20 protein-coding genes, 1 tRNA gene and 1 pseudogene are annotated in these 20,180 nt (G+C 58.6%); 12 read left to right on the plus strand and 10 right to left on the minus strand.

Annotated features, from left to right (window positions below):
- Positions 1-116: 116 nt before the first annotated feature.
- Both QKE52_RS07925 and QKE52_RS07930 read right to left on the minus strand, forming a co-directional pair.
- Positions 117-2,165 (minus strand): YhgE/Pip domain-containing protein, encoded by a 2,049-nt coding sequence (locus tag QKE52_RS07925; RefSeq protein WP_347948527.1) that lies wholly within the window; start codon positions 2,163-2,165, stop codon positions 117-119.
- Complete coding sequence (locus QKE52_RS07930; protein WP_347948528.1) at positions 2,165-4,705, minus strand: YhgE/Pip domain-containing protein; 2,541 nt, start codon at positions 4,703-4,705, stop codon at positions 2,165-2,167. The genes QKE52_RS07925 and QKE52_RS07930 overlap by 1 nt, the downstream gene beginning before the upstream one ends.
- A 186-nt stretch (positions 4,706-4,891) precedes the next feature.
- On the opposite strand from QKE52_RS07930, the gene QKE52_RS07935 reads away from it, so the two are divergent.
- The 4 genes from QKE52_RS07935 (at position 4,892) to QKE52_RS07950 (ending at position 6,887) form a co-directional block, all read left to right on the plus strand.
- On the plus strand, positions 4,892-5,281 hold the full coding sequence (locus QKE52_RS07935) for an NUDIX domain-containing protein (protein WP_347948530.1): 390 nt from the start codon (positions 4,892-4,894) through the stop codon (positions 5,279-5,281).
- A 56-nt stretch (positions 5,282-5,337) separates the two neighbouring features.
- Complete coding sequence (locus QKE52_RS07940) at positions 5,338-5,913, plus strand: TetR/AcrR family transcriptional regulator (protein WP_347948531.1); 576 nt, start codon at positions 5,338-5,340, stop codon at positions 5,911-5,913.
- Entirely contained in the window at positions 5,910-6,272 is a 363-nt protein-coding gene (locus QKE52_RS07945; protein WP_347948532.1) for a DoxX family protein, read from the plus strand. Before QKE52_RS07940 ends, QKE52_RS07945 begins: the two co-directional genes overlap by 4 nt.
- A 210-nt stretch (positions 6,273-6,482) precedes the next feature.
- Positions 6,483-6,887 (plus strand): TA system VapC family ribonuclease toxin, encoded by a 405-nt coding sequence (locus QKE52_RS07950; RefSeq protein ID WP_347948533.1) that lies wholly within the window; start codon positions 6,483-6,485, stop codon positions 6,885-6,887.
- Between the two features lie 80 nt (positions 6,888-6,967).
- Here QKE52_RS07950 and QKE52_RS07955 read toward each other — a convergent pair whose 3' ends face one another.
- The 4 genes from QKE52_RS07955 to QKE52_RS07970 all read right to left on the minus strand — a co-directional run bounded on the left by QKE52_RS07955 (position 6,968) and on the right by QKE52_RS07970 (position 10,148).
- Positions 6,968-8,116, minus strand: a complete 1,149-nt coding sequence (locus QKE52_RS07955) for an MFS transporter (protein WP_347948534.1) — start codon at positions 8,114-8,116, stop codon at positions 6,968-6,970.
- 261 nt (positions 8,117-8,377) lie between these two features.
- Complete coding sequence (locus QKE52_RS07960; RefSeq protein WP_347948535.1) at positions 8,378-8,764, minus strand: hypothetical protein; 387 nt, start codon at positions 8,762-8,764, stop codon at positions 8,378-8,380.
- 95 nt (positions 8,765-8,859) lie between these two features.
- A tRNA-Ser gene (locus tag QKE52_RS07965) sits at positions 8,860-8,948 on the minus strand.
- Between the two features lie 78 nt (positions 8,949-9,026).
- Positions 9,027-10,148 carry a helix-turn-helix domain-containing protein gene (locus QKE52_RS07970; RefSeq protein WP_347948536.1) on the minus strand — a complete coding sequence of 374 codons (1,122 nt, stop codon included), beginning with the start codon at positions 10,146-10,148 and terminating at the stop codon, positions 9,027-9,029.
- 113 nt (positions 10,149-10,261) lie between these two features.
- Here QKE52_RS07970 and QKE52_RS07975 point away from each other — a divergent pair, with 113 nt between their 5' ends.
- The 4 genes from QKE52_RS07975 to QKE52_RS07990 are packed head-to-tail and all read left to right on the plus strand — an operon-like array spanning position 10,262 to position 14,808.
- Positions 10,262-11,659, plus strand: coding sequence for an amino acid permease (locus QKE52_RS07975; protein WP_083295518.1), 1,398 nt, complete (start codon positions 10,262-10,264; stop codon positions 11,657-11,659).
- A 13-nt stretch (positions 11,660-11,672) separates the two neighbouring features.
- Positions 11,673-13,346 carry a thiamine pyrophosphate-binding protein gene (locus QKE52_RS07980; RefSeq protein WP_347948537.1) on the plus strand — a complete coding sequence of 558 codons (1,674 nt, stop codon included), beginning with the start codon at positions 11,673-11,675 and terminating at the stop codon, positions 13,344-13,346.
- A gap of 10 nt (positions 13,347-13,356) precedes the next feature.
- On the plus strand, positions 13,357-14,415 hold the full coding sequence (hisC, locus tag QKE52_RS07985; protein WP_347948538.1) for a histidinol-phosphate transaminase: 1,059 nt from the start codon (positions 13,357-13,359) through the stop codon (positions 14,413-14,415).
- A gap of 21 nt (positions 14,416-14,436) precedes the next feature.
- Positions 14,437-14,808, plus strand: coding sequence for a phage holin family protein (locus QKE52_RS07990; protein ID WP_347948539.1), 372 nt, complete (start codon positions 14,437-14,439; stop codon positions 14,806-14,808).
- Here QKE52_RS07990 and QKE52_RS07995 read toward each other — a convergent pair.
- The gene (locus tag QKE52_RS07995; RefSeq protein WP_010188351.1) at positions 14,805-15,059 is read right to left on the minus strand and encodes a MoaD/ThiS family protein; all 255 of its coding nucleotides are present in this window, start codon (positions 15,057-15,059) and stop codon (positions 14,805-14,807) included. The two genes, QKE52_RS07990 and QKE52_RS07995, sit on opposite strands and share 4 nt — an antisense overlap.
- Before the next feature lie 40 nt (positions 15,060-15,099).
- Here QKE52_RS07995 and QKE52_RS08000 point away from each other — a divergent pair, with 40 nt between their 5' ends.
- Genes QKE52_RS08000 through QKE52_RS08010 form a run of 3 tightly spaced genes read left to right on the plus strand, consistent with a single transcriptional unit; the run spans position 15,100 to position 17,127 of the window.
- Positions 15,100-16,251 carry a molybdopterin molybdotransferase MoeA gene (locus tag QKE52_RS08000; protein WP_347948540.1) on the plus strand — a complete coding sequence of 384 codons (1,152 nt, stop codon included), beginning with the start codon at positions 15,100-15,102 and terminating at the stop codon, positions 16,249-16,251.
- Positions 16,248-16,718 carry a MogA/MoaB family molybdenum cofactor biosynthesis protein gene (locus QKE52_RS08005; protein ID WP_144657645.1) on the plus strand — a complete coding sequence of 157 codons (471 nt, stop codon included), beginning with the start codon at positions 16,248-16,250 and terminating at the stop codon, positions 16,716-16,718. The genes QKE52_RS08000 and QKE52_RS08005 overlap by 4 nt, the downstream gene beginning before the upstream one ends.
- Entirely contained in the window at positions 16,708-17,127 is a 420-nt protein-coding gene (locus tag QKE52_RS08010) for a molybdenum cofactor biosynthesis protein MoaE (protein ID WP_144657647.1), read from the plus strand. The genes QKE52_RS08005 and QKE52_RS08010 overlap by 11 nt, the downstream gene beginning before the upstream one ends.
- Before the next feature lie 450 nt (positions 17,128-17,577).
- Here QKE52_RS08010 and QKE52_RS08015 read toward each other — a convergent pair whose 3' ends face one another.
- A complete protein-coding gene (locus QKE52_RS08015) occupies positions 17,578-17,826 on the minus strand; it encodes a hypothetical protein (RefSeq protein WP_175974193.1) in 249 nt (82 codons plus the stop codon).
- Positions 17,827-17,920: 94 nt separating this feature from the next.
- On the opposite strand from QKE52_RS08015, the gene QKE52_RS08020 reads away from it, so the two are divergent.
- Positions 17,921-18,667: a hypothetical protein gene (locus tag QKE52_RS08020; protein ID WP_144656703.1), complete on the plus strand. Its 747-nt coding sequence runs from the start codon at positions 17,921-17,923 to the stop codon at positions 18,665-18,667.
- A 544-nt stretch (positions 18,668-19,211) separates the two neighbouring features.
- Here QKE52_RS08020 and QKE52_RS08025 read toward each other — a convergent pair.
- Positions 19,212-19,886 (minus strand): annotated as a pseudogene (locus QKE52_RS08025) (ArsR family transcriptional regulator); the annotation flags it as partial.
- Positions 19,873-20,121 (minus strand): hypothetical protein, encoded by a 249-nt coding sequence (locus tag QKE52_RS08030; protein ID WP_254868149.1) that lies wholly within the window; start codon positions 20,119-20,121, stop codon positions 19,873-19,875. The gene QKE52_RS08030 and the pseudogene QKE52_RS08025, both read right to left, overlap by 14 nt.
- Between the last annotated feature and the right edge of the window lie 59 nt (positions 20,122-20,180).

Genomic DNA, 20,180 nt, shown 5'->3' on the forward strand with positions numbered 1-20,180 from the left:
CTTCACACTACCGCTTGGCACCACTCTGAGGAAGCCGACGGGCCTGTGAATATTCCGATCATCTTATGCACAACATAACAGCCGGCTAGCCCGAAGGTAGCGCCAGGACGTTGGCGCTACATCAGCTTGGTCTTTTCCAAGGTCTCCACCCAGCCGTTGGTGAACTTTTCCAACGGCTTGTGGAAGACCACGCCCAGAACCAGCATCGGTACGGCAAAAAGCAGCAGGCACAACAACGCTAGCCAGTAATCACCATGATAAGTTCCGGCGATGGCCGCACGGAAGGCTCGGATGGTGTAGGTCGCGGGCAGCCACGGACTAATGTTCTGGAACCACTCCGGGAGTACCTGCAAGGGGTAGGCACCACCCGACGACGACACCTGGATCACCAACATGAGCACCGCTAGCGCCTTGCCCGCATTCGCAAACGACACCACAAGGGTGTAGCAAATCAGCATAAAGATCAGTGAGCTAACCCAGCCTGCCAGCAGCATGAGGATCGGGTGCGCAGGCTCGATGCCCACGAAGAAGATGAGGCCCAAAATGAGCATCGTCGACTGCACGAGGCCGACCGCCGCGAAAATACCGAAGCGGCCAAAGAAGCGCTGCATCGGCGAATACTTGTCCTTGTCCACAACATCCGTGCGCACGCTCACCGCAGTCAGCAGCGCGCCGACCCACAGTGCTAGCGCCGTGTACATGGGCGTCATGCCGGCGCCGAAGCTCTTGACCGGGTAGACCGCTTGCCTGTCGACGTCCACCGGAGCCGCAATCGCGTGCGCCAGAGCGTCCGGATCGGATCCAATGAGGTCCGCCAGCTTCTTCAGATCCCCGGATGCCGCAGCGGAGTCGATATCCTTCCGCAGGTCGCCGAACTTGTTGGCTTTATCCTGCAGGCCAGAGGCGAGCTTCTGTACCGCATCCCGAGCATCCGTCAAGGAAGAGGAATCAATGGTGACGGGAGTCTTCGCGGTATCCAGATCCGCGCTTACCTGGCCCAGGGAATCCTGCAGCGCGCGCAAGGATTCACGCAGGCCAGAAGTGGAGATTCCTTCCACCGCCCTCTTGGCATCATCGAGGCTGGAGAGATCCGGCTTCGTGGGTTCGGGAGCGTTCGCGGCCGCCGTAAGGCGCGCGTGGAGAGTGCGCTGAGCATCGATGGCCTCCTCGATACGGTTGAGCGCCTTCTCCTTGTCCTTAGCGGGAAGCGGCAAAGCCTCAATATGGCCATGCAGGTTCTGATACTGGGCAATGGTGCCTTCTACCTGGCCGGCCAAAGTGTTGAGCGTGGCGACGCGGTCAGCGCGGGAGGCGGAGGCGTCGTCGTAAAGCGCATCAATGCGTTGGCGCACCACGTCATAACTAGCGCTGGTGGCATCGAGCGATTGCTGCAGCGCGTCCGTGGAAACGTTGAGCGAGGAGGACTGAACCTCCGGAAGCTCCAGGTCCGCTGAGTCCGCAATGCGTTGGGCGCTTTCCATGAGCGGAACTGCGGTATCCACAAGTCCAGCCAGGGAACGCGCAGTACGCGCCGCCATATCCAGCTGGGTCTGCACGCCATCCGCGCGCGCCTGCATCCGGTCCAACACAGCCTTGGTATCGCCCTTGCTTAAGAAGTCGGAGAGCGAGGTGACCAGATCGAAGGACACGTCACCGACCGTCGTGGTGAAGGCTTCGGCAACCTGGGCCGACACGCCCTCTGCGCCTTGACCGGTGATCTTCGGCGCCAGCGCGTTCTTCTTCTCATTCATGTAGAAGGACAAATCCGCGGGCTGGGAACCATCCGTGTAGAAGTTCATCATGTCGGTACTGAAATCTTCCGGAAGCACGATGGCTGCGTAATACTCACCGGACTTGGTACCTTCAATCGCCTCATCGGAGGTGGTCACAACCCAATCCAGCTGCTCGTTCGCTCGCAGCTCATTGAGCACCTGGTTGCCTACGTTGATGGGCACCGGCAGCAGATCGCTCTCATAGCCGGTGTCCTTGCTGGCCACCGCCACTTTGAGCTGGCTGGTGTTATCGAAGGGATCCCAGCTAGCCAACACGTTAAACCACGTGAACAGCATCGGAATGACGACGAGACCCACGAGCATCACCGCGCTCATCACGTTGCGGCATGCGGTGCGGATGTCGTTGAGGAAAAGATCGAGTGTTCCACGCATTAGTTATCCCCCTCCGTGGACTCCGCGCCGGCGCGAGCCGGATGCTTGATGTCATCTTCATCCAACGTCACGAGCTCCGCGGACTGTTTCAAGCTGATGCGCAGGTATTCCAGGGTGACCGCGGCGACAATGATGAGGAAGCACCACGCCGTCCAAATCCCCAGGAGCAGCGGCTTCTGGTCGGGCAAGAGGCCGGAGACGACGATGAGGATGACCACGCCGATAACGCCCGCGATGGCCACCATCTTGAGCCAATAGCCCCAGTTATGAGCGCGGCGGTCCAAATCCTTCTTCAGGCCGCTGCGGCTATCCAGCGCCTGGATGACGTCCGCGATGCGGTAGCCAGAGCCGACAACCTGCACGTTTTCATAGTCGAAGAGCTCAGTGTCCCGCAGCTCACGGTTGAAGATGACGTTGAAGTGCGCCAGCGCCTTGCGCAACAGCAGGCCGAAGACAAAGAACAGAATGAACATAAAGGCGAGCACGCCCATGTTCTTGAAATAGTGGTTGCCGTAGAAGCCACCGATGGTTTCGCGCATGGCGTCGATACCGTACGTGAATGGAAGCAGCGGGTAGATGCTGTGGAAGAAGCTGGGCAGCAGCTCAATCGGGTACAGACCCGACGCACCTGGAATCTGGATGATGGCAAAAACCACGCAGAGGCCGCGGCCGAGGTGACCCAGAGACGTCGACAACCCATAGATAATGCTCAAGTAGGCCAATCCCACGAGCACGCCCGTCAGGACGAAGGCCGGTGCATTCACGGTCTGCACGCCGATGAGCAGATCACCCACGGTCACCGTGACGGCCTGGATGATGACCATCAGGGCCATGAGGAGGAAGCGGCCCAAGTAGGCCTGGCCCACCGTGATGCGGTCGAAGCCCTCCTTATCGACCTCAACCCGGAAGATCACCATGAGGACGAAGGCACCAATCCACAGAGAGAGGTTAGTAAACAGCGCCGCCATGGCGGAGCCGTAGCTGTCCACCGGGTACACGGTTTCGGTCTTCAGCTCGATGGGCTCCGCAAAGAATTTACCGATTTCTTCCGCGTCCAGCCCGGTGACATTTTGAACGACTTTGGAGTTCATCGCGGCACGCAGCGAGCCCACATCACCCTGCATAGCGCGCAGGCTGTCCTGCAGGGCCAGGAGGTTGGTATCGAAATCGGACAAGGTGTCCTTCGTGGCGCGCAGCTGCTGGGCCACGCCGTCCAGGAGACCATTGGCCTCCTGCATGGTTCCCTTCTGAGCTTCCAGGGTGGAGCTCAGAGCACTCGCCATGGAGCTCAGATTGCTCATGGCACGGTTGATTTCGGGCACAGCGGTGGTCACGGTATCGCGCAGCGTCTGCGAGGTGGCCTTAGTATCGGCCGCCGCCTGGTTGATGGCCTCCGCGCTAGCCTGCACGTTGTCCGCTGCGGCCTGGGTATCCTTGCTCAGCGCATTGAGGTTCCCCACCAGCTGGCGGTTGGATTCATTACCCTCATCGAGGCGCTGGATGGCGTCATCGATCTCCTTGGCCACCTGCGGTGAAAGCGTTGCGGAATCGCGCAACGCCTTGAGCTGCGCAATCGATTCCGCACTCGCGTCAATGGCGGTGTTGGCCCGCTGCGTGGCGTAATCGAAGCGGTCACCGGCCTGGTTCAAACCCGCTGTGACATCCGCGATGGATTCCTGCGCCTGGGCGGTACCATCCGCCACCGCACTTGCGCCACTGACGAAGGCACCTGTGGTCTGGTCGGTGAAGTCTCCGATACCGCCTTGGGCTTGCTCGACTAGGGAGGAGACCTCGGCGAGGGCTGTTTGGGCGTCGCCCAGCGCAGCACTCACATCAGCCACCGTGGACTTGGCGCCCAACGTGGAATCAGCAGCGGCGTCAAGCTTTCCCTGGATCCGCGCGAGGTTCTCGCGGTTGCCATCGATCTCCTGCGCGGTCTCCCCGAATGCGGAGCTGGTGTTGTTCATCGCGCGCGTGACTTTTCGCTCAAAGTCGGTGCCGGTGTCCTTGACGTTCTCCGCCGCGACGGTGGCCACCTGCTCCTTGAAGGCCGCCGTGATCTGCTTGTCCAGACCTTTGGCACCGGTATCCGTGATCTTCACGGCGATGGCGTTGTTCTTCTCGTTGACACGGTAGACCAGCTGCGGCTGCGTGAACTTCCCGTCGAGCATGCTCACGAGGTTTTCGCTGAAGTCCTCAGGAATCGTCACCGAGGCATACACGTCCCCCTCTAAAAGGGCTTTCTCGGCTTCGTCGCGCTCAAAGAATTGCCAGCCTAGCTGGTCATTCTTCTTGAGCTTCTCAATGACCTCGCTGCCGACATCTATCTTCCCCGTCAGCTCGTTGTTTGCACCCTTATCCTCGTTGACCACGGCCACCTTGATGTTGTTGGTATGGCCGTAAGGGTCACGAAAAGCCGCGATGTTCACCCATGAATACAACGCGGGGGTGATGATGAGTCCGATGAGGATGATCCACGCCCTGGGGACGCGGCCAAGCCTGGCTACATCTCTGATAAAAATCTTCCAACTTTGGCGCACTGAAGGGAGTATACCCGTTGAAACCTTGAGTCTCTAACCTGCCGAAACCAATAAAGTAATTTCCATGATTAACAATTAAAGGTTGATATGGTTTGCTGAAACAAAACCCTTGCCCGACACCCCGCCAACTTGTATTGATAAACAAAATTTTTTAGCGTTCCCGCTACCCCACTACAATCGGCGGCCATGATTGAAGTCGCAGCCGTCGTCATCCGCAACCCGCAAGGTCACGTGCTTACCGTGCGCAAGAAGTCCTCCACCAAGTACCAGCTGCCCGGCGGCAAGCCTGAGGCGGGGGAGGCGCTTGTCGACGCCGCCCTGCGCGAAGTCGCCGAAGAAGTAGGCCTCATCCTCGACGTCGGGAACCTCAACGAACTCGGCACGTTCGACGCTCCCGCAGCCAACGAACCGGGCGAGGTCGTCGTCGGCACCATCTTCACCTGCACCCGCACCATCACCGCCGACGAACCCCACGCCGCCGCCGAAATCGGCGACACCGCCTGGGTCAACCCAACAGCACCCGACCGCGAACTTGCGCACCTGTTGCGCGACCGCGTCTTCCCCGCGCTGATCTAACCGCCGCCCGCTCGGCACCATTGACCCCGAAACCATCAACAGCTACCCTTTTGAACATGTTCACTGAACACGTTCACCCATCGCGTTCGGCCGCCAAAGCTGGCACCGACAGCAAGGTCCTAGCCACCGCCTACGAGCTCTTCCTCACTCAGGGCTACGCCACCACCAGCATTCGGACTATCGCATCCGAAGCTGGTGTCAGCGTGGGGACTGTCATGGGAGTCGGCGACAAACAAACGCTGCTCATCCGCACCATTGGCCAACACATTTCAGAACTCCACGATGACATCCGGGGACAATCCGATAGCCTCCTCGACGTCCTCAGGCCTTTCCTGCAGATGTTCACCGGCCACGAAGAACTCTCTCGTGCGTTCGGCGCGGCACTCATCCAACAAGGCAACCAAGGTCAGGCACTCACCGCGCTCAAAACGCTCCTGACAGATGAAATCACCCTGCGCCTCAGCTCCAGACTCAGCAGCGACGATGCGGCCGAGTACTCCAACCTGCTGTACAACGTCTACCTCGGCTTGCTCATCGGCTGGGCCGCCGGAATCTACGACACCGAGCACCTCACATTCCAAGCCGCCTCATCGATCGAACGCCTCAACACCGCATTTGGAGTAACCCAATGATCCTAGAATCCTCCCCGGCCTGGCCCTCCCTATTACTAGCAGCCATTCTACTTGGCGACGCCGCCCTCTCCCTCAAACCAGTCCCCTTTATCGAAGCCTGCCTCAGCGGCGTCAAACTCCCCAAAGACTGGTGGTGGGCACTCATTGTCATCAAGTGCCTTGCAGCCACAGGGCTCATAGCCGGCCTCTGGTTCCCCGGCGTAGGAATCGCAGCCATGGTTGGCGTCATCGCATACTTCTGCGCAGCCGCAGCAGCCCATGTCCGCGCCCACTTCCTCGGAAGTGAATTCTGGATCAACTGTTTAGGCATGCTCGCACTCTCCATCGGCGTGCTCATCCTGACGCTCGCACTGAACTAAGACACCAGCCAACCATTCACGGCTTCCAGAAGGAAGATGCATCATCGCACCTCTTGATTGATGCATTGATGCTTTCTACTCTAAACCTATGCGCACCACGATTAACCTCCCCTCCTTCGATTGCGGTGGACCAGCTCTAGTTGATCTCAGCGACAAAGAAGCTGTGTGGGCGGTGCTCGATGATCATTCCTGATGTCAACATTCTCGTTTATGCCTTCCACCTTCCACTCCGCAGCACCACAACATAGACCCGCTCAACAGTGGCTAAGTAGTGCTCTGAATCGGCATGAAACAATTGGGCTCTTGGACGTTGTGGCAACGGGCTTTCTTCGAGTCATGGCGAACCACAAGCTATTTCACAAACCACTTACCTCCCAGCAAGCACTGACTGCACTCAACACCATTTTAGAAGCCCCAAACGGCACCCTTTTAAGCTCCAGCCCAGGGACCTGGACAACCTTCACTGAATTGGTGCGCTTGCACAAGCTTAAAGCCAGCGACATCCCCGATGCTTGGATAGCTGCGGCCGTAATAGAAGAAGAAGCAACCTTACTGAGCCAAGATCAGGGCTTTGCCCGCTTCCGAGAGCTTCGCTGGCACCCGCTTTCAGAATGACAACAACAAAACGCAGAACCCGCGCCACCGGTGAACGATGACTAGGGCTCTTTATAAGCGTCATCAAGGTAAGAAGACTCCTATAAACGAATGGATTTAACGTCGCCCTTCTTGATGAAACACAGATCTGAGAGAATCAAGACCAAAGCAAAAAAGGCTACTGCCGTCAATCCCCCGAAGTGCTCAAAGAGCACGCCGGCAAGTGCATTTCCAATAGGCATGGTTACCATCGCAGATGTTGACAGAATCGCAGTACAACGTCCTTGAAACTCTTGCGGTACTGATTTTACGAAAAAGCCACTGCACGGCGCGTTGAAAACTGGCAAGACCAATCCAGCCAACACCATTCCAAAAATAGTGCACGTACTATTTACCATGGTTACTGCAAGCGCTACAGTGAACAAACACATGGAGTAAAGAATTAGCCTTCCGGCCTGTGCTTTTTCGACTAGCTTTCCTGCAATCACTGCGCCCATTAGGCCTGCTAATCCAATTGCAGCCTGATATATTCCCAATGAGAATGAGCTGAAAGAAGCATATTTTAAGCTAAGTAGCGAAAGTGTTGTTATTCCAGCAAATGAAAAATTCATCAACGGGCTATACCAACCGATGGAGAAGAGCTGCTTCTGACCTCGTAGCCAATCCCATGCTGGGCGTAGCGGAGGCGTTTCGCTGAGGGTTTTCGAAGAGTCTGTTTCGCTTGATCGGAAACGAATAAGCAAAAGGCAAGCTAGAACCCAGCAGAATGAAGCTGCATCAACCCAAAAAGGAGCTTGTGCCGAATGCGAGATAAGTAGACCTGCAATTGGTGGCCCAATTAAAGTTCCGATCGAGTATCGACCTTGATTAACGGCCATGGCTTTTGCTAGCAAGTTCGGGGGGATTAGCTCTTTAAGAAATGCGCGTTCTGCTGTACCAAAAGCCGACGAGATACCACCTAGCAAGAAAGCTGAAACTGCAAAAAGAGATATCGGATAATGCCCATTAGCCGCAAAGACGCATAGTAGGGAACCAATTACTCCAAGTGTGGCGGAAATTTTAAGAATTGCAAGTCTTGAATATCTGTCTACTAGGCGGCCGATTGGTAGCCCCAAAACAACCATGCTTAAAACAAATAACCCTGACGAAAGACTTGCAGCGGTTGGAGAATTAGTAACATTAAGAACTACAAGAAATAGGGCGAAAGTAGTAATTTGATTACCGACTACATTTACTGTTTGCCCCGACATTAGCAATTTGTAGTCTCTATTTTCCCAAAGCGACAACCCTATCTCCTTTTATAGGTGCAAGTTTCGAAGTCGGGTACTTCAACTTGGTTTATCGCCATTACGCGTATGGAAACCCAATAATACATAACAGATCAGTGCTTAGCCGACCCTTCGGGTTTTAGAGTGCCTCGCAGCTACAGGACGCAAGTGCTGAACTAGGTGATCAAAAATTCTACGGTTCTGCCCTGCCCCATTTCGCCATCAAGCCCATTCACCCGATATTTACTTCTTTTTCATCCCCCATCTCACTATGCCGTTCGTTGCTTCGGGAAGTGGCTGCGGGGAATAGCACTCATCAATTTTGGAAAGAACAAAATATTCGGAGAAAGGGATCCGTTCACAGTGAACTTTGCCTTTTGAATCCCACGCGAAAGCGTTCAAGTCATGCCAGGCCTTGAATTGTCGCTGCAGACATTCGAAACCGTTAATTCCAAAGAAACTACACAGCTCGGCAATAGTAAATTCAGCTACAACGCTTTCTTCATGCAGCATAATTCGAACAAAGTTCTCATCGGGCTCGATGTTCGCGTTATTTTCCACATCCCAAATTGGCCCTTTTAGTAACTCCACAACGCTCCCAGCAGCACAAATTAAGCTCAGTGCCTTCATTCTAAGTTCTCAGCTCGCGGACTGGGCTTACGAAGGAACTGAAAACGTAGAATCCCGAGCCACCGGTGAAACGATGACTCGGGTTTTGTAGTTTGCGGAGACGAGAGGATTTGAACCTCCGGACCTACGCAAGTAAGTCAACTCCTTAGCAGGGAGCCCCATTCGGCCGCTCTGGCACGTCTCCAGCGATTCGCAATGAATCGCCCATCACTCTACCTGAGCGCTTCCCCTAGGGACAAAATGGGGCTTCCCTATTCTTTCCCTAAAGGGCCGCATGCAGCTTGAGGGCCACATAGAGAGCCGCGCAGCGCCAGCCATCATCCAGCACGCCGGGCCCGAGAATCTCGCGGACGCGGTCTAGGCGGTAGTGCAGCGTGGCGCGGTGGATGTAGAGCGCAGCGGCGGTCGCGGAGACGTTGCGGGAATGCTCAAAATAGGTCAGCAGGGTCTGCCAGTAGGAGTTGCGGGGGTCGTCGAGAAGCACGGCGGCATCCGGGCTCATCTCCACCACCGTCGCTGGGGTCAGCTCCCACCCGCGCAGCAGCCGCCACGCGCCGGCCTCCTCCCAGCGCAGCGAATCCTGGCCGCAGAGTTTGGCCACGTCCGCCATGAGTCGCGCCTGCGGGGCCGTCGGCGCCGAGCCACGCGCCACCACCTCAGCGCCGGTGACAAGCGCGGCACTCTGCAGCTCCTCCATGAGAGCCTCGGTGTCCTTGTCATCGCGGCGGCACTCAATGAGCACGAGGGAATCATGAGAGTCCGCGACCAAAAAGGGCCGGCGCACCAACGGGCGGGCAAGTTCCACGGCCACCGCACGCTGATCGCCTTCCACCAGCACGCGATGCACGGTCAGCTCGCCGTCGGAGGGTAAGAGATCGCGCTCCCGGGCACCCGCCAGCGCGGCCGGATCACCGGTGAGCACCTCGCGGGCCAGCTCCCCGAGCTGCTGGGCGCGGGCGGCGAGGGGAGCATCGCGTTCGTCGATAAGCCTGGCCAGCGGAGCTGTTAGCGAACCGAGGCGGACCAAGGGGGCGTCGCCCAGCGCGGGCTCATCAATAACCCACAAATAACCCACCAGCCGGTCTTCGTGCCGCAGAGGGATAACCACGCGGGGCAGCATGTCATAGCGCGGGTTGGCGGGCAGGCGTACCGGCAGCACAGCCTCCTGGATGCCGAAGCTGAGCATCCACGGAATGGGCTCCGGGGGCGGGGTGCGATTAAGAATCGAGGCAGCCCTGTTCTTATCGATGGCACCGATTTGCGCACTAGCCGCAATCACCGCGATGGCGGGGGTGGTCACCTCAACGGAGCGCTGCAGGATCTGGGCGCATTCGTCGACGATGTCTTGGATGCTCGTCAGCTGCGGGGTCGGTACTTTTGACATATGTCAAAGATACTTCCGCTTCTTGTCTAGTGACAAACAAAACTGTGGTGCGCCATAATCTCCTACAGTTCAATGACTAACGTCACATATTTACGTTCATGAAGGGCGTCTACATGACCACAACCAACCATCCCGTCAGGGCACAGGACGTTGTCGCCAGCGACAACGGCAATACTGACGACGGCCTGCAGCGCGGCATGAAGTCGCGCCACCTGCAAATGATCGCTTTTGGCTCGTGCATCGGCACGGGCCTCTTCTTAGGCTCCGGCGCCTCCATCCAGGAGGCCGGTCCCGGCGTTATCGCCGCCTACGCCATCGGCGGCTTCATCATCTTCCTCATCATGCGCATGCTTGGTGAGATGGCCGTGGAGCACCCCGTCGCAGGCTCCTTCAGTGCTTATGCCCGCGAGTACATCGGGCCCATCGCCGGTTTTGTCACCGGTTGGAACTGGTGGTTTACCACCATCGTCGTCGGCATGCTGGAGCTCACCGCCGCCGGCACCATCATGGATTTCTGGTTCCCCGGGATCCCCCACTGGCTCACCGCCCTCGTCGCGCTCGTCATCGTCACCGCCATCAACCTGGTGCACGTCGGTGCCTTCGCCGAGGCAGAGTTCTGGCTCTCCCTCATCAAGGTCGCCGCGCTCATCCTCATGATCATCGTCGGCGCGGCCATCGTCTTTGGCCTCACCCCGGAGCCCGCCCTGGGCTTAAGCAATATCACCGAGCACGGTGGCTTCTTCCCCAACGGCGCTACCGGCATGCTCTTCTCCCTCGTCGCGGTGATTTTCTCCTTCGGCGGCATCATCTCCATCGGCACCGCCGCAGGCGAGGCGCAGGATCCCGCCAAGAGCCTGCCCAAGGCCATCAACAACGTCATCTGGCGCATCCTCCTCTTCTACGTCGGCGGCATCAGCATCATCGTGCTGCTCGCCCCGTGGAATGAACTCGATACTTCCACCTCACCCTTCGTGCGCGCACTGAGCACCCTGGGCATTACGGCCGCCGCCACGGGCCTTAACCTCATCGTGCTGGTCGCCGCCGTCTCCGTGTTCAACACCATGACCTTCTCCGGCGCGCGCATGCTGCGGGACCTCTCCCGCGGCGGCCAAGCCCCACCCTTCTTCAATTCCGTCAGCGCCAAGGGCGTGCCGGTTCGCGCCTTGCTCTTCAACTCTTTACTCATGGGCTCGGCCGTGCTACTTAACTTCCTCTTCGAGGGCAAGATCCTGATTGTTCTCCTCGCCATCATCGTTGGTGCGGAGCTCATCTCCTGGTCCGCCATCGCCCTTGCACACCTGAATTTCCGCAAGCGCTGCCCGGACGCGGCCTTCCGCGCGCCCCTCTACCCCTTTGCCAACTACCTGTGCTTGGCCTTCTTCGCACTCGTCATTGTTTTGATGTTCATGCTGCCCGACTACCGCACCGGCGCCATTGTCCTACCCTGTTGGATTGTGACCTTGGCCCTCATCTGGCTGGGCAAGAAGCGCCACGACGCCCGAAACAAATAGAAAGGACCCTCTCATGCAGACCACCATTGGTGATTTCATCCTGGACCGCCTCAAGGCCATCGGCATTACTGAAATCATCGGCGTACCCGGTGACTTCAACCTGAGCTTCCTCGAGCAGATTGAAGCTTCCGAGGGCATCCGCTTCGTCGGCGCCTGCAACGAGCTCAACGCCGCCTATGCTGCCGACGGCTATGCCCGCCAGAAGGGCGTGGGCTGCCTGCTCACCACCTATGGCGTGGGCGAGCTTTCCGCACTCAACGGCATCGCTGGTGCCCGCGCTGAGCACGTCCCGCTGGTGTCGCTGGCAGGCGCGCCGCCGCAGTACGCCACGGAGTTCCGCTGGAACCTGCACCACTCGCTTGCCGACGGCGACTATGCCAACATGCTGGATTCCTTCGCGCCCTTCACCGAAGTGGCCACACGCGTGTCCCCCATGAACGTGGTCGAGGAATTCGACCGCGCCCTGCACACCTGCCTGCGCGAGAAGCGCCCGGTCCACATCCAGATTCCTTCCGATATCACTCACCTGACCATCGAGGTCCCCGACGAACCTTTCTCCACCGAGCTCGCAACCTCCGATCCGGAGCGCCTGAACGCCGCTGCGGACTACGTGCTGGAGCACCTCGCGAAGGCCAAGGACCCGATCATCCTCATCGACCAGGACACCAACCGCCACGGTTTCACGGAGAAATTCCGCGCCATCATCGACAAGGCCCAGCTGCCCTACTCCCAGCTCTCCTCCGGCAAGGCCATCTTGTCTGAGCGCCACCCGCTCTTCATCGGCACCTACAACGGCGCGGCCTCTGCCCCGGGCGTGCAGGAGCGCATCGAAAAGTCCGACTTCCTAGTCACCACGAACCCGCGCTTCATCGAGGTCAACTCCGGCTCCTTCACCCACAACCTGGCCGACGCCCGCGTCTATAACTTCGGCGACCAGCACCTCAACGCCGACGGTGAATTCTTCGTGGGCATCAATACGCTGGAGCTTCTCGACGTCCTCCTGGACCGCATCCCGGAAGCGGAGGCAACCACAACCAAGGAATTCCAGCCCGAGGCCTTCGAGCCGAACCCGGATGCCCCGCTGACCCAGGAGCGCATCTGGCCGCAGATGCTCGGCTTCATCCAGGAAGATGACGTGGTCATCGCCGAAGCCGGCACCTCCAATATCGGCCTGGGCCAGCAGCGCATGCCCGAGGGCGTGCAGTACATCAATTCCACCATTTGGGGTTCCATCGGCTTTACCCTGCCGTGCGTGCTGGGCTCGCAGCTGGCTAACCCGGAGCGCCGCCACGTCCTCTTCATTGGTGATGGTTCCTTCCAGCTCACTGCCCAAGAGCTCTCCACCATCCTGCGCCAGGACCTCAAGCCCATCATCGTGCTGGTCAACAACGATGGCTACACCATCGAGCGCTTCATTCTGGGCATGGAACGCGAGTACAACGAGATCCAAATGTGGGATTACACGGCGCTGCCGAAGGTGTTCATGAAGGACACCACGATGGAGTCCTACGTGGCCTCGACCGAAGGCGAATTGTCCAAGGCCTTGGAGGACATCGCCGCTCATCCAGAGCGCGGCGCCTTCCTCGAGGTGCGCCTCGATCCTTTCGATGCACCGAAGGGACTCCAAGCCTTCGGCCCCCAGACCGCTGATTTCGACTTCGGGCCCCGCGGCCCCCGCAACGCCTAAGGTAGAGAACATGATTCGACCAGACCTTTCCTCCCTGCCCGCCTACGTCCCCGGCAAGAATGCCGAGCACGCCTTGAAGCTCTCCTCCAACGAGGCAACTCAGGAGCCGCTGCCCGGCGCGCTCAAGGCCATGGAGACTGCTGCCGCGCACGTTAACCGCTACCCGGACATGGGTGCAGTGGAAATCCGCAAGGCACTCGCCGAAAACCTCGGTGTCACCCCAGAGCAGGTCACCACCGGTGCGGGGTCCTCCGCCATCTGCCAGCAGCTGGTGCAGATCACCTCCGTGCCCGGTGATGAGATTGTCTTCCCCTGGCGCTCCTTCGAGGCTTATCCCATCTTCGCGCAGGTCGTGGGCGCCACCCCGGTCAAGGTTCCGCTCACCGCGGATCACCGCGTGGACTTGGAGGCCATGGCAGCTGCCATCACGGACAAGACCCGCCTTGTCTTCGTGTGCAACCCGAATAACCCCACCGGCTCCATCATTACCAAGGAGGAGTTCGACGCCTTCCTGGCCAAGGTCCCGAAGGACGTCATCGTGGCGCTCGATGAGGCCTACATCGAGTACAACCGCAACGACGCCGTCCCGCTGGCCACCGACTATGTCCACACCCACGACAACGTCATTGGCCTGCGCACCTTCTCCAAGGCCTATGGCCTGGCCGGTGTCCGTTTGGGCTATGCCTTCGGCAACGCCGAGATCATCGAGGCCTTAAGCAAAGTGGCCATCCCGTTCTCCGTGAACTCCATCGCGCAGGCGGGTGCGGTGGCCTCGTTGGCCGCCCAGAAGGAGCTACGCGAGCGCACCGATGAGACCGTTGAGCAGCGCGACCGCCTGGTGGAGCACTTCGCGGACTTTGGCGTTCCGGAGTCCCAGGCCAACCACATCTGGTTCGCCGCCGACTCCATTGCGAAGCTGGGCTCCCCGCAGGACGTCGCGGCAAAGCTCGCCGAGAATGATGTCCTGGTCCGTGCCTTCCCCGAGGGCGTGCGCATTTCCGTCACCACGGCGGAGGAAACCGAGACGCTGCTTAAGGCCTGGGACGCTGCCTTCGGTGCAGAGGGTTAGTTTCCGAGTTAGAGTGCAGTTGTGAAGACATTTATCAATTTTGCACTCAACGTCATTGCCGTCGCGGTGGCCTTCTGGGCCGTGGTAGCGATTGTCCCCGGAATCGACATCGTTCCTGCGACCACCCAGAATTTCCTGCTCATCGCGGCGGTCTTCATCATCGTCAACGAGGTCGTCACCCCGGTGCTCCGCTTCCTCGGCGCACCGCTGACCTGCCTAACACTGGGCCTCTTCGCGCTCGTCATCAACGGCGCGGTCCTACTCCTCGTCGGCGCGCTGATGGACTCGCTGGTCATCGATGGCTGGGGCGCTGCCATCATCGGCGCGATTGTGCTTGCGGTTGTCTCCGGCGTGGTGAACTTTTTCACCAGCCCGCTGCGGGTCCGCAACTAACCCCCAGCAAAAGGCGGGAGGACGTCGACTCGGGAGGCGTCGGCAAGCACGGCGTCCTCGGTAGCGCTCGCGCCATCCACCAGGAAGGTGCAGCGCTCCAGCACCTCCGCAAAGCTCATGCCGGCCTCGGTGCTGCCGGTATGCCGAGCACGCAACACGTCCAGCAACTCCCCCAAGGTCGCCGCCTGCGCCGTGTCTTGCGCGCGCCCCGCGGCAGCGCGGGCTGCGGCAAAGTAGTGTATATCAACCATGGTTGCCACTATGCCAGCCTCTGTGACAGGAAGGAACCCGATGCGCACCTATGAGGAACACCTCGCCGCCGTTCGCGCGGCCCTTCCGCAGCCCCGGGTGGTCTCCACTCCCCTGACCAGCGCCTTCGGGCGCCGTGCCGCCGCCACGTACCGCGCGGAACACAACCTTCCACCTTTCGATAATTCGCAGATGGACGGCTATGCGCTTTCCACATGTGACGGCGGCGCCTTCACCGTCGGCCGCACCATTGCGGCGGGTGATCCCCCGGGCTCACTCGAGCATGGCACCGCCCTTCCCATCATGACCGGCGCCAAAATCCCCGAAGGCACCGCCACCATCGTCCCCGTCGAGCACTGCGAACCCCCGCACTTCCCGGAAGAGGGCGCCACGGTCACTGTGCCGGCAGCCCCTGAACAGTTCATCCGCCGTGCGGGCTCCGATGTCCAGGCCGGCACAACCCTCATCAATGAGCACGCGCTTCTCGACGCCCCCTCCATCGCCACCCTCGCCTCCCAAGGCCTGGCCGAGGTCCTCACCTTCGCGCCCGCCCGCATCCTCATCTGCACCGGTGGCGCGGAAATCGGTGGCACGGGCGAGGCCACCATCCCCGATTCCAATGCACCGATGCTCGCGGCCTTGGCCGCGCAATACGGCATCGAGGTAGCCGGCTTCGTGCGCACAAACGACAATCCTTCCGCCCTTCGCGCAGACCTCGCCGAGGCCGTCATTACCCACCACCCCGATGTCATCGTCACCTCCGGCGGCATCTCCCACGGAAAATTCGAGGTCATCCGCCAGATCTTCGAAGAGGACGGCTGGTTCGGCCACGTGGCGCAGCAGCCCGGCGGCCCGCAGGGCTTGTCACGCTTGGGCGAGGTGCCCGTCGTCTGCTTCCCCGGCAACCCCATCTCCACGCTGGTGAGCTTCCGCCTCTACTTGGCACCCGTCCTTGGCCATGCCCCGAAACCGGTCCGCGCACACCTGGTGGAACCCGCAGATGGACTCAACAACCGCGAGCAGTTCCGCCGCGGAACTATCAGCATGTCCGACGGCACCGCCCATGCCTCCTTCCTCGGCGGCACCAGCTCCCATCTAATGTCCCAGGCCATCGGCGCTAACGCCCTCATCCGTATCCCGGCTAACACGCAGCTTTCAGCCGGCGACCTTGTGGAGGTGTTCCCGCTCTCATGACCCGCCGCGCACTCGTTATCGTTGCCTCGACCCGCGCCGCCGCCGGCGAGTATGAGGACCGTTCCGGCCCCATCTTGGTGAACTTCCTGCGTGAACAAGGCTTCGATACCCCGCAACCCCTCGTCGTCGCGGACGCCGACATCGACGCCGCCCTAGCCACCGCCTTCGCCGATGCGCCCTCCGTCATCCTCACCTCCGGCGGCACGGGCATCACACCGGATGATCGCACCGTCGAAGCGCTCACCCCACACCTCGAGCGCGAGCTCCCCGGCCTAGCCCACGCCTTCTACGCGCACTCCGCCGCCATCCCCACCGCGGCGCTCTCCCGCACGATTGCCGGAGTCACCGGGTCCACTTTCGCCATGGCCCTGCCCGGCTCGACGGGCGCTGCCAAAGACGGCTGCACGGTCCTCGAACCAGTTCTTCACCACATCATCAACCAGCTGGAAGGCATTCATGAGCACTGATTTCGGCCTTATCGGCGCCCACATCAGCGCTGAGCCCATCTCAGCCCCGGACATCGCCACCGCTGAAACCGGCGCCGTCGTTGTATTCGACGGCATCGTGCGCAACCACGACTCCGGCCGGGGTGTGAAACTCCTTACCTACACCGCGCATCCTAGCGCCCAAGAAGAGATCGAGCGCGTGGCCGCTGAAGTCGCTGCCGCCTTCCCCGCCGTGCGCCTCTGGTGCGCACACCGTACTGGCCCACTAGAAATTGGCGAATCCGCCTTCATCGTCGCCGCTGCCTCCGCGCACCGCAAGGACGCCTTCGAGGCGGCCTCGACCTGCGCCGACCGCGTCAAGGCGGAAGTCCCCATCTGGAAAAAGCAGCTTCACACCGATGACACCACCACGTGGGTAGGCTTGGAATGAACGGTCGTATGCACTATCAGAATTCGGTATGGGCGAAAAATTGAGATAGATATTTTAGTAAAGTGGCGACCACATCGAAAGCTGGGTTCCCCCATTATTCCCTTTAGGTGTGGGAACCCAACTTTGGAATGCGCCGCTATGCGCAGCGGTACGTTTAATGGGAGTTCATGGTCGGGCCGTAGGGGAGCCAAGAAACAGTTTTTATCAACGCAAACGCTGAGATCTCTAGTATTACCGCAGATTCCATGGTCTCCTATCCCTGCGCTCGGTAAACTTCTACGCTTCCATTATCGCCAGGAGAAGAAGCATTAAATGAGGTGCCAGGATTCTTGTTGATGGAGAAACTCTCAACATGAAATATGGTCATTATGCCTAGCGCTTATTCCGATCAATTCAAGCAGCAGTGTGTGAACGCCGTACTGGTGCTGTGAAGTGCCTCAGGTTTTGTCCCTAGGCTTGTGCCTTGATTTCCATCATTTCTTGACCGGGGTGGTGTTTTTCAAAATTCGGCTTCGACTTCAGCCGGCGTGCGGTAGCCCAGGCTCGAGCGTGTTCCGCCTGCCGCCGACTCCGTACGTTTCCCTGAGAACAAGGTTCCCCATCATCCGAAAACAATCCCTCAGGATAACCATTCTTCGTCCACAAATGTTCCCCCTTTTCACCAATAGGGTACTTTCGTATCCTCTTCTCAAATTTCATGAATTAAATAGTGTACAAAAGTAGAAAATGGGCATATCCCACCAGTCGGCAATGTGGGACTCAACCACCAACTAGATTCTCTCAGGAGCACAGGATGCATAAAGTAGCAAAAGGCCTAGCCGCAGCTTTTATTGCCGTATCTACGGCGACGGCCCAGCCACCAGCAATGGCAGTCCAAGCCTCATCATCAACACAAACCCCTGAAACGGAACCAGAGTCTACAAACAGTGCAGCAATTGACTCACTGACCCGCAACGCCCAAGCCGAGAAGGAAAATAGACAGATCCTAGGTGCTGAAGCAGCCTCGTTCGAATCTTCAATGAAGAAAGCATTTAATGAGGATGCAGTTCTGAAAAATGGTCAGTTCATTGATTATAAATCGATTTCCGTCAAACAAACGCCTGAGGGATATTACTATGCTTCCGCCCCGATTAAAGGACTAACGGATGGAAGCATAGCCGTAGCAGGTTTCTCTCCCACGGGAACTCTCGAGAACACTGTTCAAATCAATCTTGCCCAAGCAACGGAGACCACCGGAACCGTGAGCGTCTTCGTTAACGGAGATTTGCAAAAGGAAGAGTTTGTGGAGGTTGGCGCTCAGACAACCTATCCATCATCCCCCAGTGAGAGAATGGTGACCCCCTACGGAATGAATTGGGGAGCTCTCAACGATTGCTTGAGCAGCCAAGGAATCGCTTCATGGGCGGTTGCAGCTCTGAGCATTGCTTGCAGCGCGGGATGCCTTGTTACACTAGGCACGGCTTGCCTTCTATGCATATCTGCAGCTACAGGGGCAACAGTGGGAGTGATTGAGGGATGCGCTTTTAATTCATGGGAATAGATGATAGAAATGAGACAACTAACTACCTCTTTTCTATTTATTGCTGCTGCTGGGGCGATATTCACGACCTTCAAGGTTGAGTACTCTGGCATTGGCTGGATAGTCGCCTTGATAGCCCTATTGAGCGCAGGCATGACCGCATTAACAGGAAGGGCGCAAAACTCGGAAAAAGGTTCTCAAACAACCGGACGTGGACAATGAATGTTTACCCATAGTCCAACCTACCTAACGTCGTAGGGTTGTCCCCTCGTCTGTCAAGACAGCAGTTCTCGCAAATGCCGTCCTGACAGTAGACCCGGACATACCTGTTTCAGCCATAATTTCTTTAAGTGATGGAAGCTTTCCGGTTTCAACAAAGCTTTGACCGACAAGGACTTAAATTTTCGCTCGCTGAAGTGCCCCAAGTTTTGCTCCGTTTGTCAATGCTGTTTTGTCCTCTGATACTCCAGCTGATCTTTTCCAGCTTCTGTAAAACTCTTCTTGAGAAGTTTTACTAACTGCCTAGCGGCAGGGGAACCGTACATTGCTTACGGTATGACCCCCCCTACAACTCAGGAAGCAACCCCGCGGTACGCAGATCTCGCAGATGCCGTTTAACGGTAGATTCAGACACACTTGTTTCAGCCATGATTTCTTTACGTGATGAGATCACGCCAGTTTCCACAAAACTTTGACCGATAAGGGCTTGAATTTTTGCACGCGTTGTTTGCCCCTGTACGCGCTTCCTCCTGTGTGTTCGCTCGGACTGCGCATAGTCGCTATCACGGTCTTTCCAGCGTTGTGCGGCTTTCTGTCCGCCCTTGCGGCCCATCGTGGCTAAGGCTTTGCGCTCGCTGCTGGTTGCCTTTCCAGGCGCGCTCGGCCCCATGGAGGCCGCGTTCTTGGATTGCGTCACGTAGCCGCGGACTCGTCGTGCCATAGTCTGACGGTCGCGCATCGGGGGAAGCTCTGCAGGGCGGCCTGCGCCTCCGTGGGTCTGTGCGACGTTATAGGCGTGCTCGTAGGCGTCGATGATGGCTGCATCCGTGAGTCGTTGGCCGGCAGCACGCAGCCTGTGCCCGGTCTTGAGGGCATGCCGGAACGCGGTCTCTTCGCGGGCGGCGGTGCCCTCGGTAATCCAGAGCACGCGCACACCGTCGATGAGCTCCGGGTCGTACTGGTCGAGTCCGGCAGAGACTTCCGCGTCCACGTCCTGGGCCAGTGCCTTAAACGCTTGTGCGGTGGAAGGCGAACCAGGACGCCAGAGCGATAACCGAACCGCCCACAAGCGCTGCGACCAGGTAAATCAAGGCAGCCTTGAGGGAGAGCTGGTCATCATTGAAAATCTCGTAACGGTCTTCGTCGGTGAACTCGCCTGCGAGCCGGTTTGTGGAAAACTCTGTAGTTTCGTCAAAAGCTGGCGAAGCCTGTTGGGCTTCGCTGCATGATGAGGTGTCGGCCTGCTTGTCAACCATGCTTTTAAGTGTTGCACACGAACGTGAACGACCGGATACCTGCGACGTGGATATCGCTT

Origin of the sequence: Corynebacterium sp. c25Ua_47 (assembly GCF_039907205.1) — a bacterium.
Classification (GTDB): domain Bacteria; phylum Actinomycetota; class Actinomycetes; order Mycobacteriales; family Mycobacteriaceae; genus Corynebacterium; species Corynebacterium hiratae.

Coding starts and splice junctions, on each gene's coding strand:
- QKE52_RS08030 (WP_254868149.1), bottom strand. CDS start 20,121: ATGGTTGACAAGCAGGCCGACACCTCATCATGCAGCGAAGCCCAACAG.
- QKE52_RS07950 (WP_347948533.1), top strand. CDS start 6,483: ATGCCTTCCACCTTCCACTCCGCAGCACCACAACATAGACCCGCTCAA.
- QKE52_RS08020 (WP_144656703.1), top strand. CDS start 17,921: ATGCATAAAGTAGCAAAAGGCCTAGCCGCAGCTTTTATTGCCGTATCT.
- QKE52_RS08010 (WP_144657647.1), top strand. CDS start 16,708: ATGAGCACTGATTTCGGCCTTATCGGCGCCCACATCAGCGCTGAGCCC.
- QKE52_RS07960 (WP_347948535.1), bottom strand. CDS start 8,764: ATGAAGGCACTGAGCTTAATTTGTGCTGCTGGGAGCGTTGTGGAGTTA.
- QKE52_RS08015 (WP_175974193.1), bottom strand. CDS start 17,826: ATGAAATTTGAGAAGAGGATACGAAAGTACCCTATTGGTGAAAAGGGG.
- QKE52_RS07975 (WP_083295518.1), top strand. CDS start 10,262: ATGACCACAACCAACCATCCCGTCAGGGCACAGGACGTTGTCGCCAGC.
- hisC (WP_347948538.1), top strand. CDS start 13,357: ATGATTCGACCAGACCTTTCCTCCCTGCCCGCCTACGTCCCCGGCAAG.
- QKE52_RS07970 (WP_347948536.1), bottom strand. CDS start 10,148: ATGTCAAAAGTACCGACCCCGCAGCTGACGAGCATCCAAGACATCGTC.
- QKE52_RS07995 (WP_010188351.1), bottom strand. CDS start 15,059: ATGGTTGATATACACTACTTTGCCGCAGCCCGCGCTGCCGCGGGGCGC.
- QKE52_RS08005 (WP_144657645.1), top strand. CDS start 16,248: ATGACCCGCCGCGCACTCGTTATCGTTGCCTCGACCCGCGCCGCCGCC.
- QKE52_RS07935 (WP_347948530.1), top strand. CDS start 4,892: ATGATTGAAGTCGCAGCCGTCGTCATCCGCAACCCGCAAGGTCACGTG.
- QKE52_RS07940 (WP_347948531.1), top strand. CDS start 5,338: ATGTTCACTGAACACGTTCACCCATCGCGTTCGGCCGCCAAAGCTGGC.
- QKE52_RS07980 (WP_347948537.1), top strand. CDS start 11,673: ATGCAGACCACCATTGGTGATTTCATCCTGGACCGCCTCAAGGCCATC.
- QKE52_RS07945 (WP_347948532.1), top strand. CDS start 5,910: ATGATCCTAGAATCCTCCCCGGCCTGGCCCTCCCTATTACTAGCAGCC.
- QKE52_RS08000 (WP_347948540.1), top strand. CDS start 15,100: ATGCGCACCTATGAGGAACACCTCGCCGCCGTTCGCGCGGCCCTTCCG.
- QKE52_RS07955 (WP_347948534.1), bottom strand. CDS start 8,116: ATGTCGGGGCAAACAGTAAATGTAGTCGGTAATCAAATTACTACTTTC.
- QKE52_RS07925 (WP_347948527.1), bottom strand. CDS start 2,165: ATGCGTGGAACACTCGATCTTTTCCTCAACGACATCCGCACCGCATGC.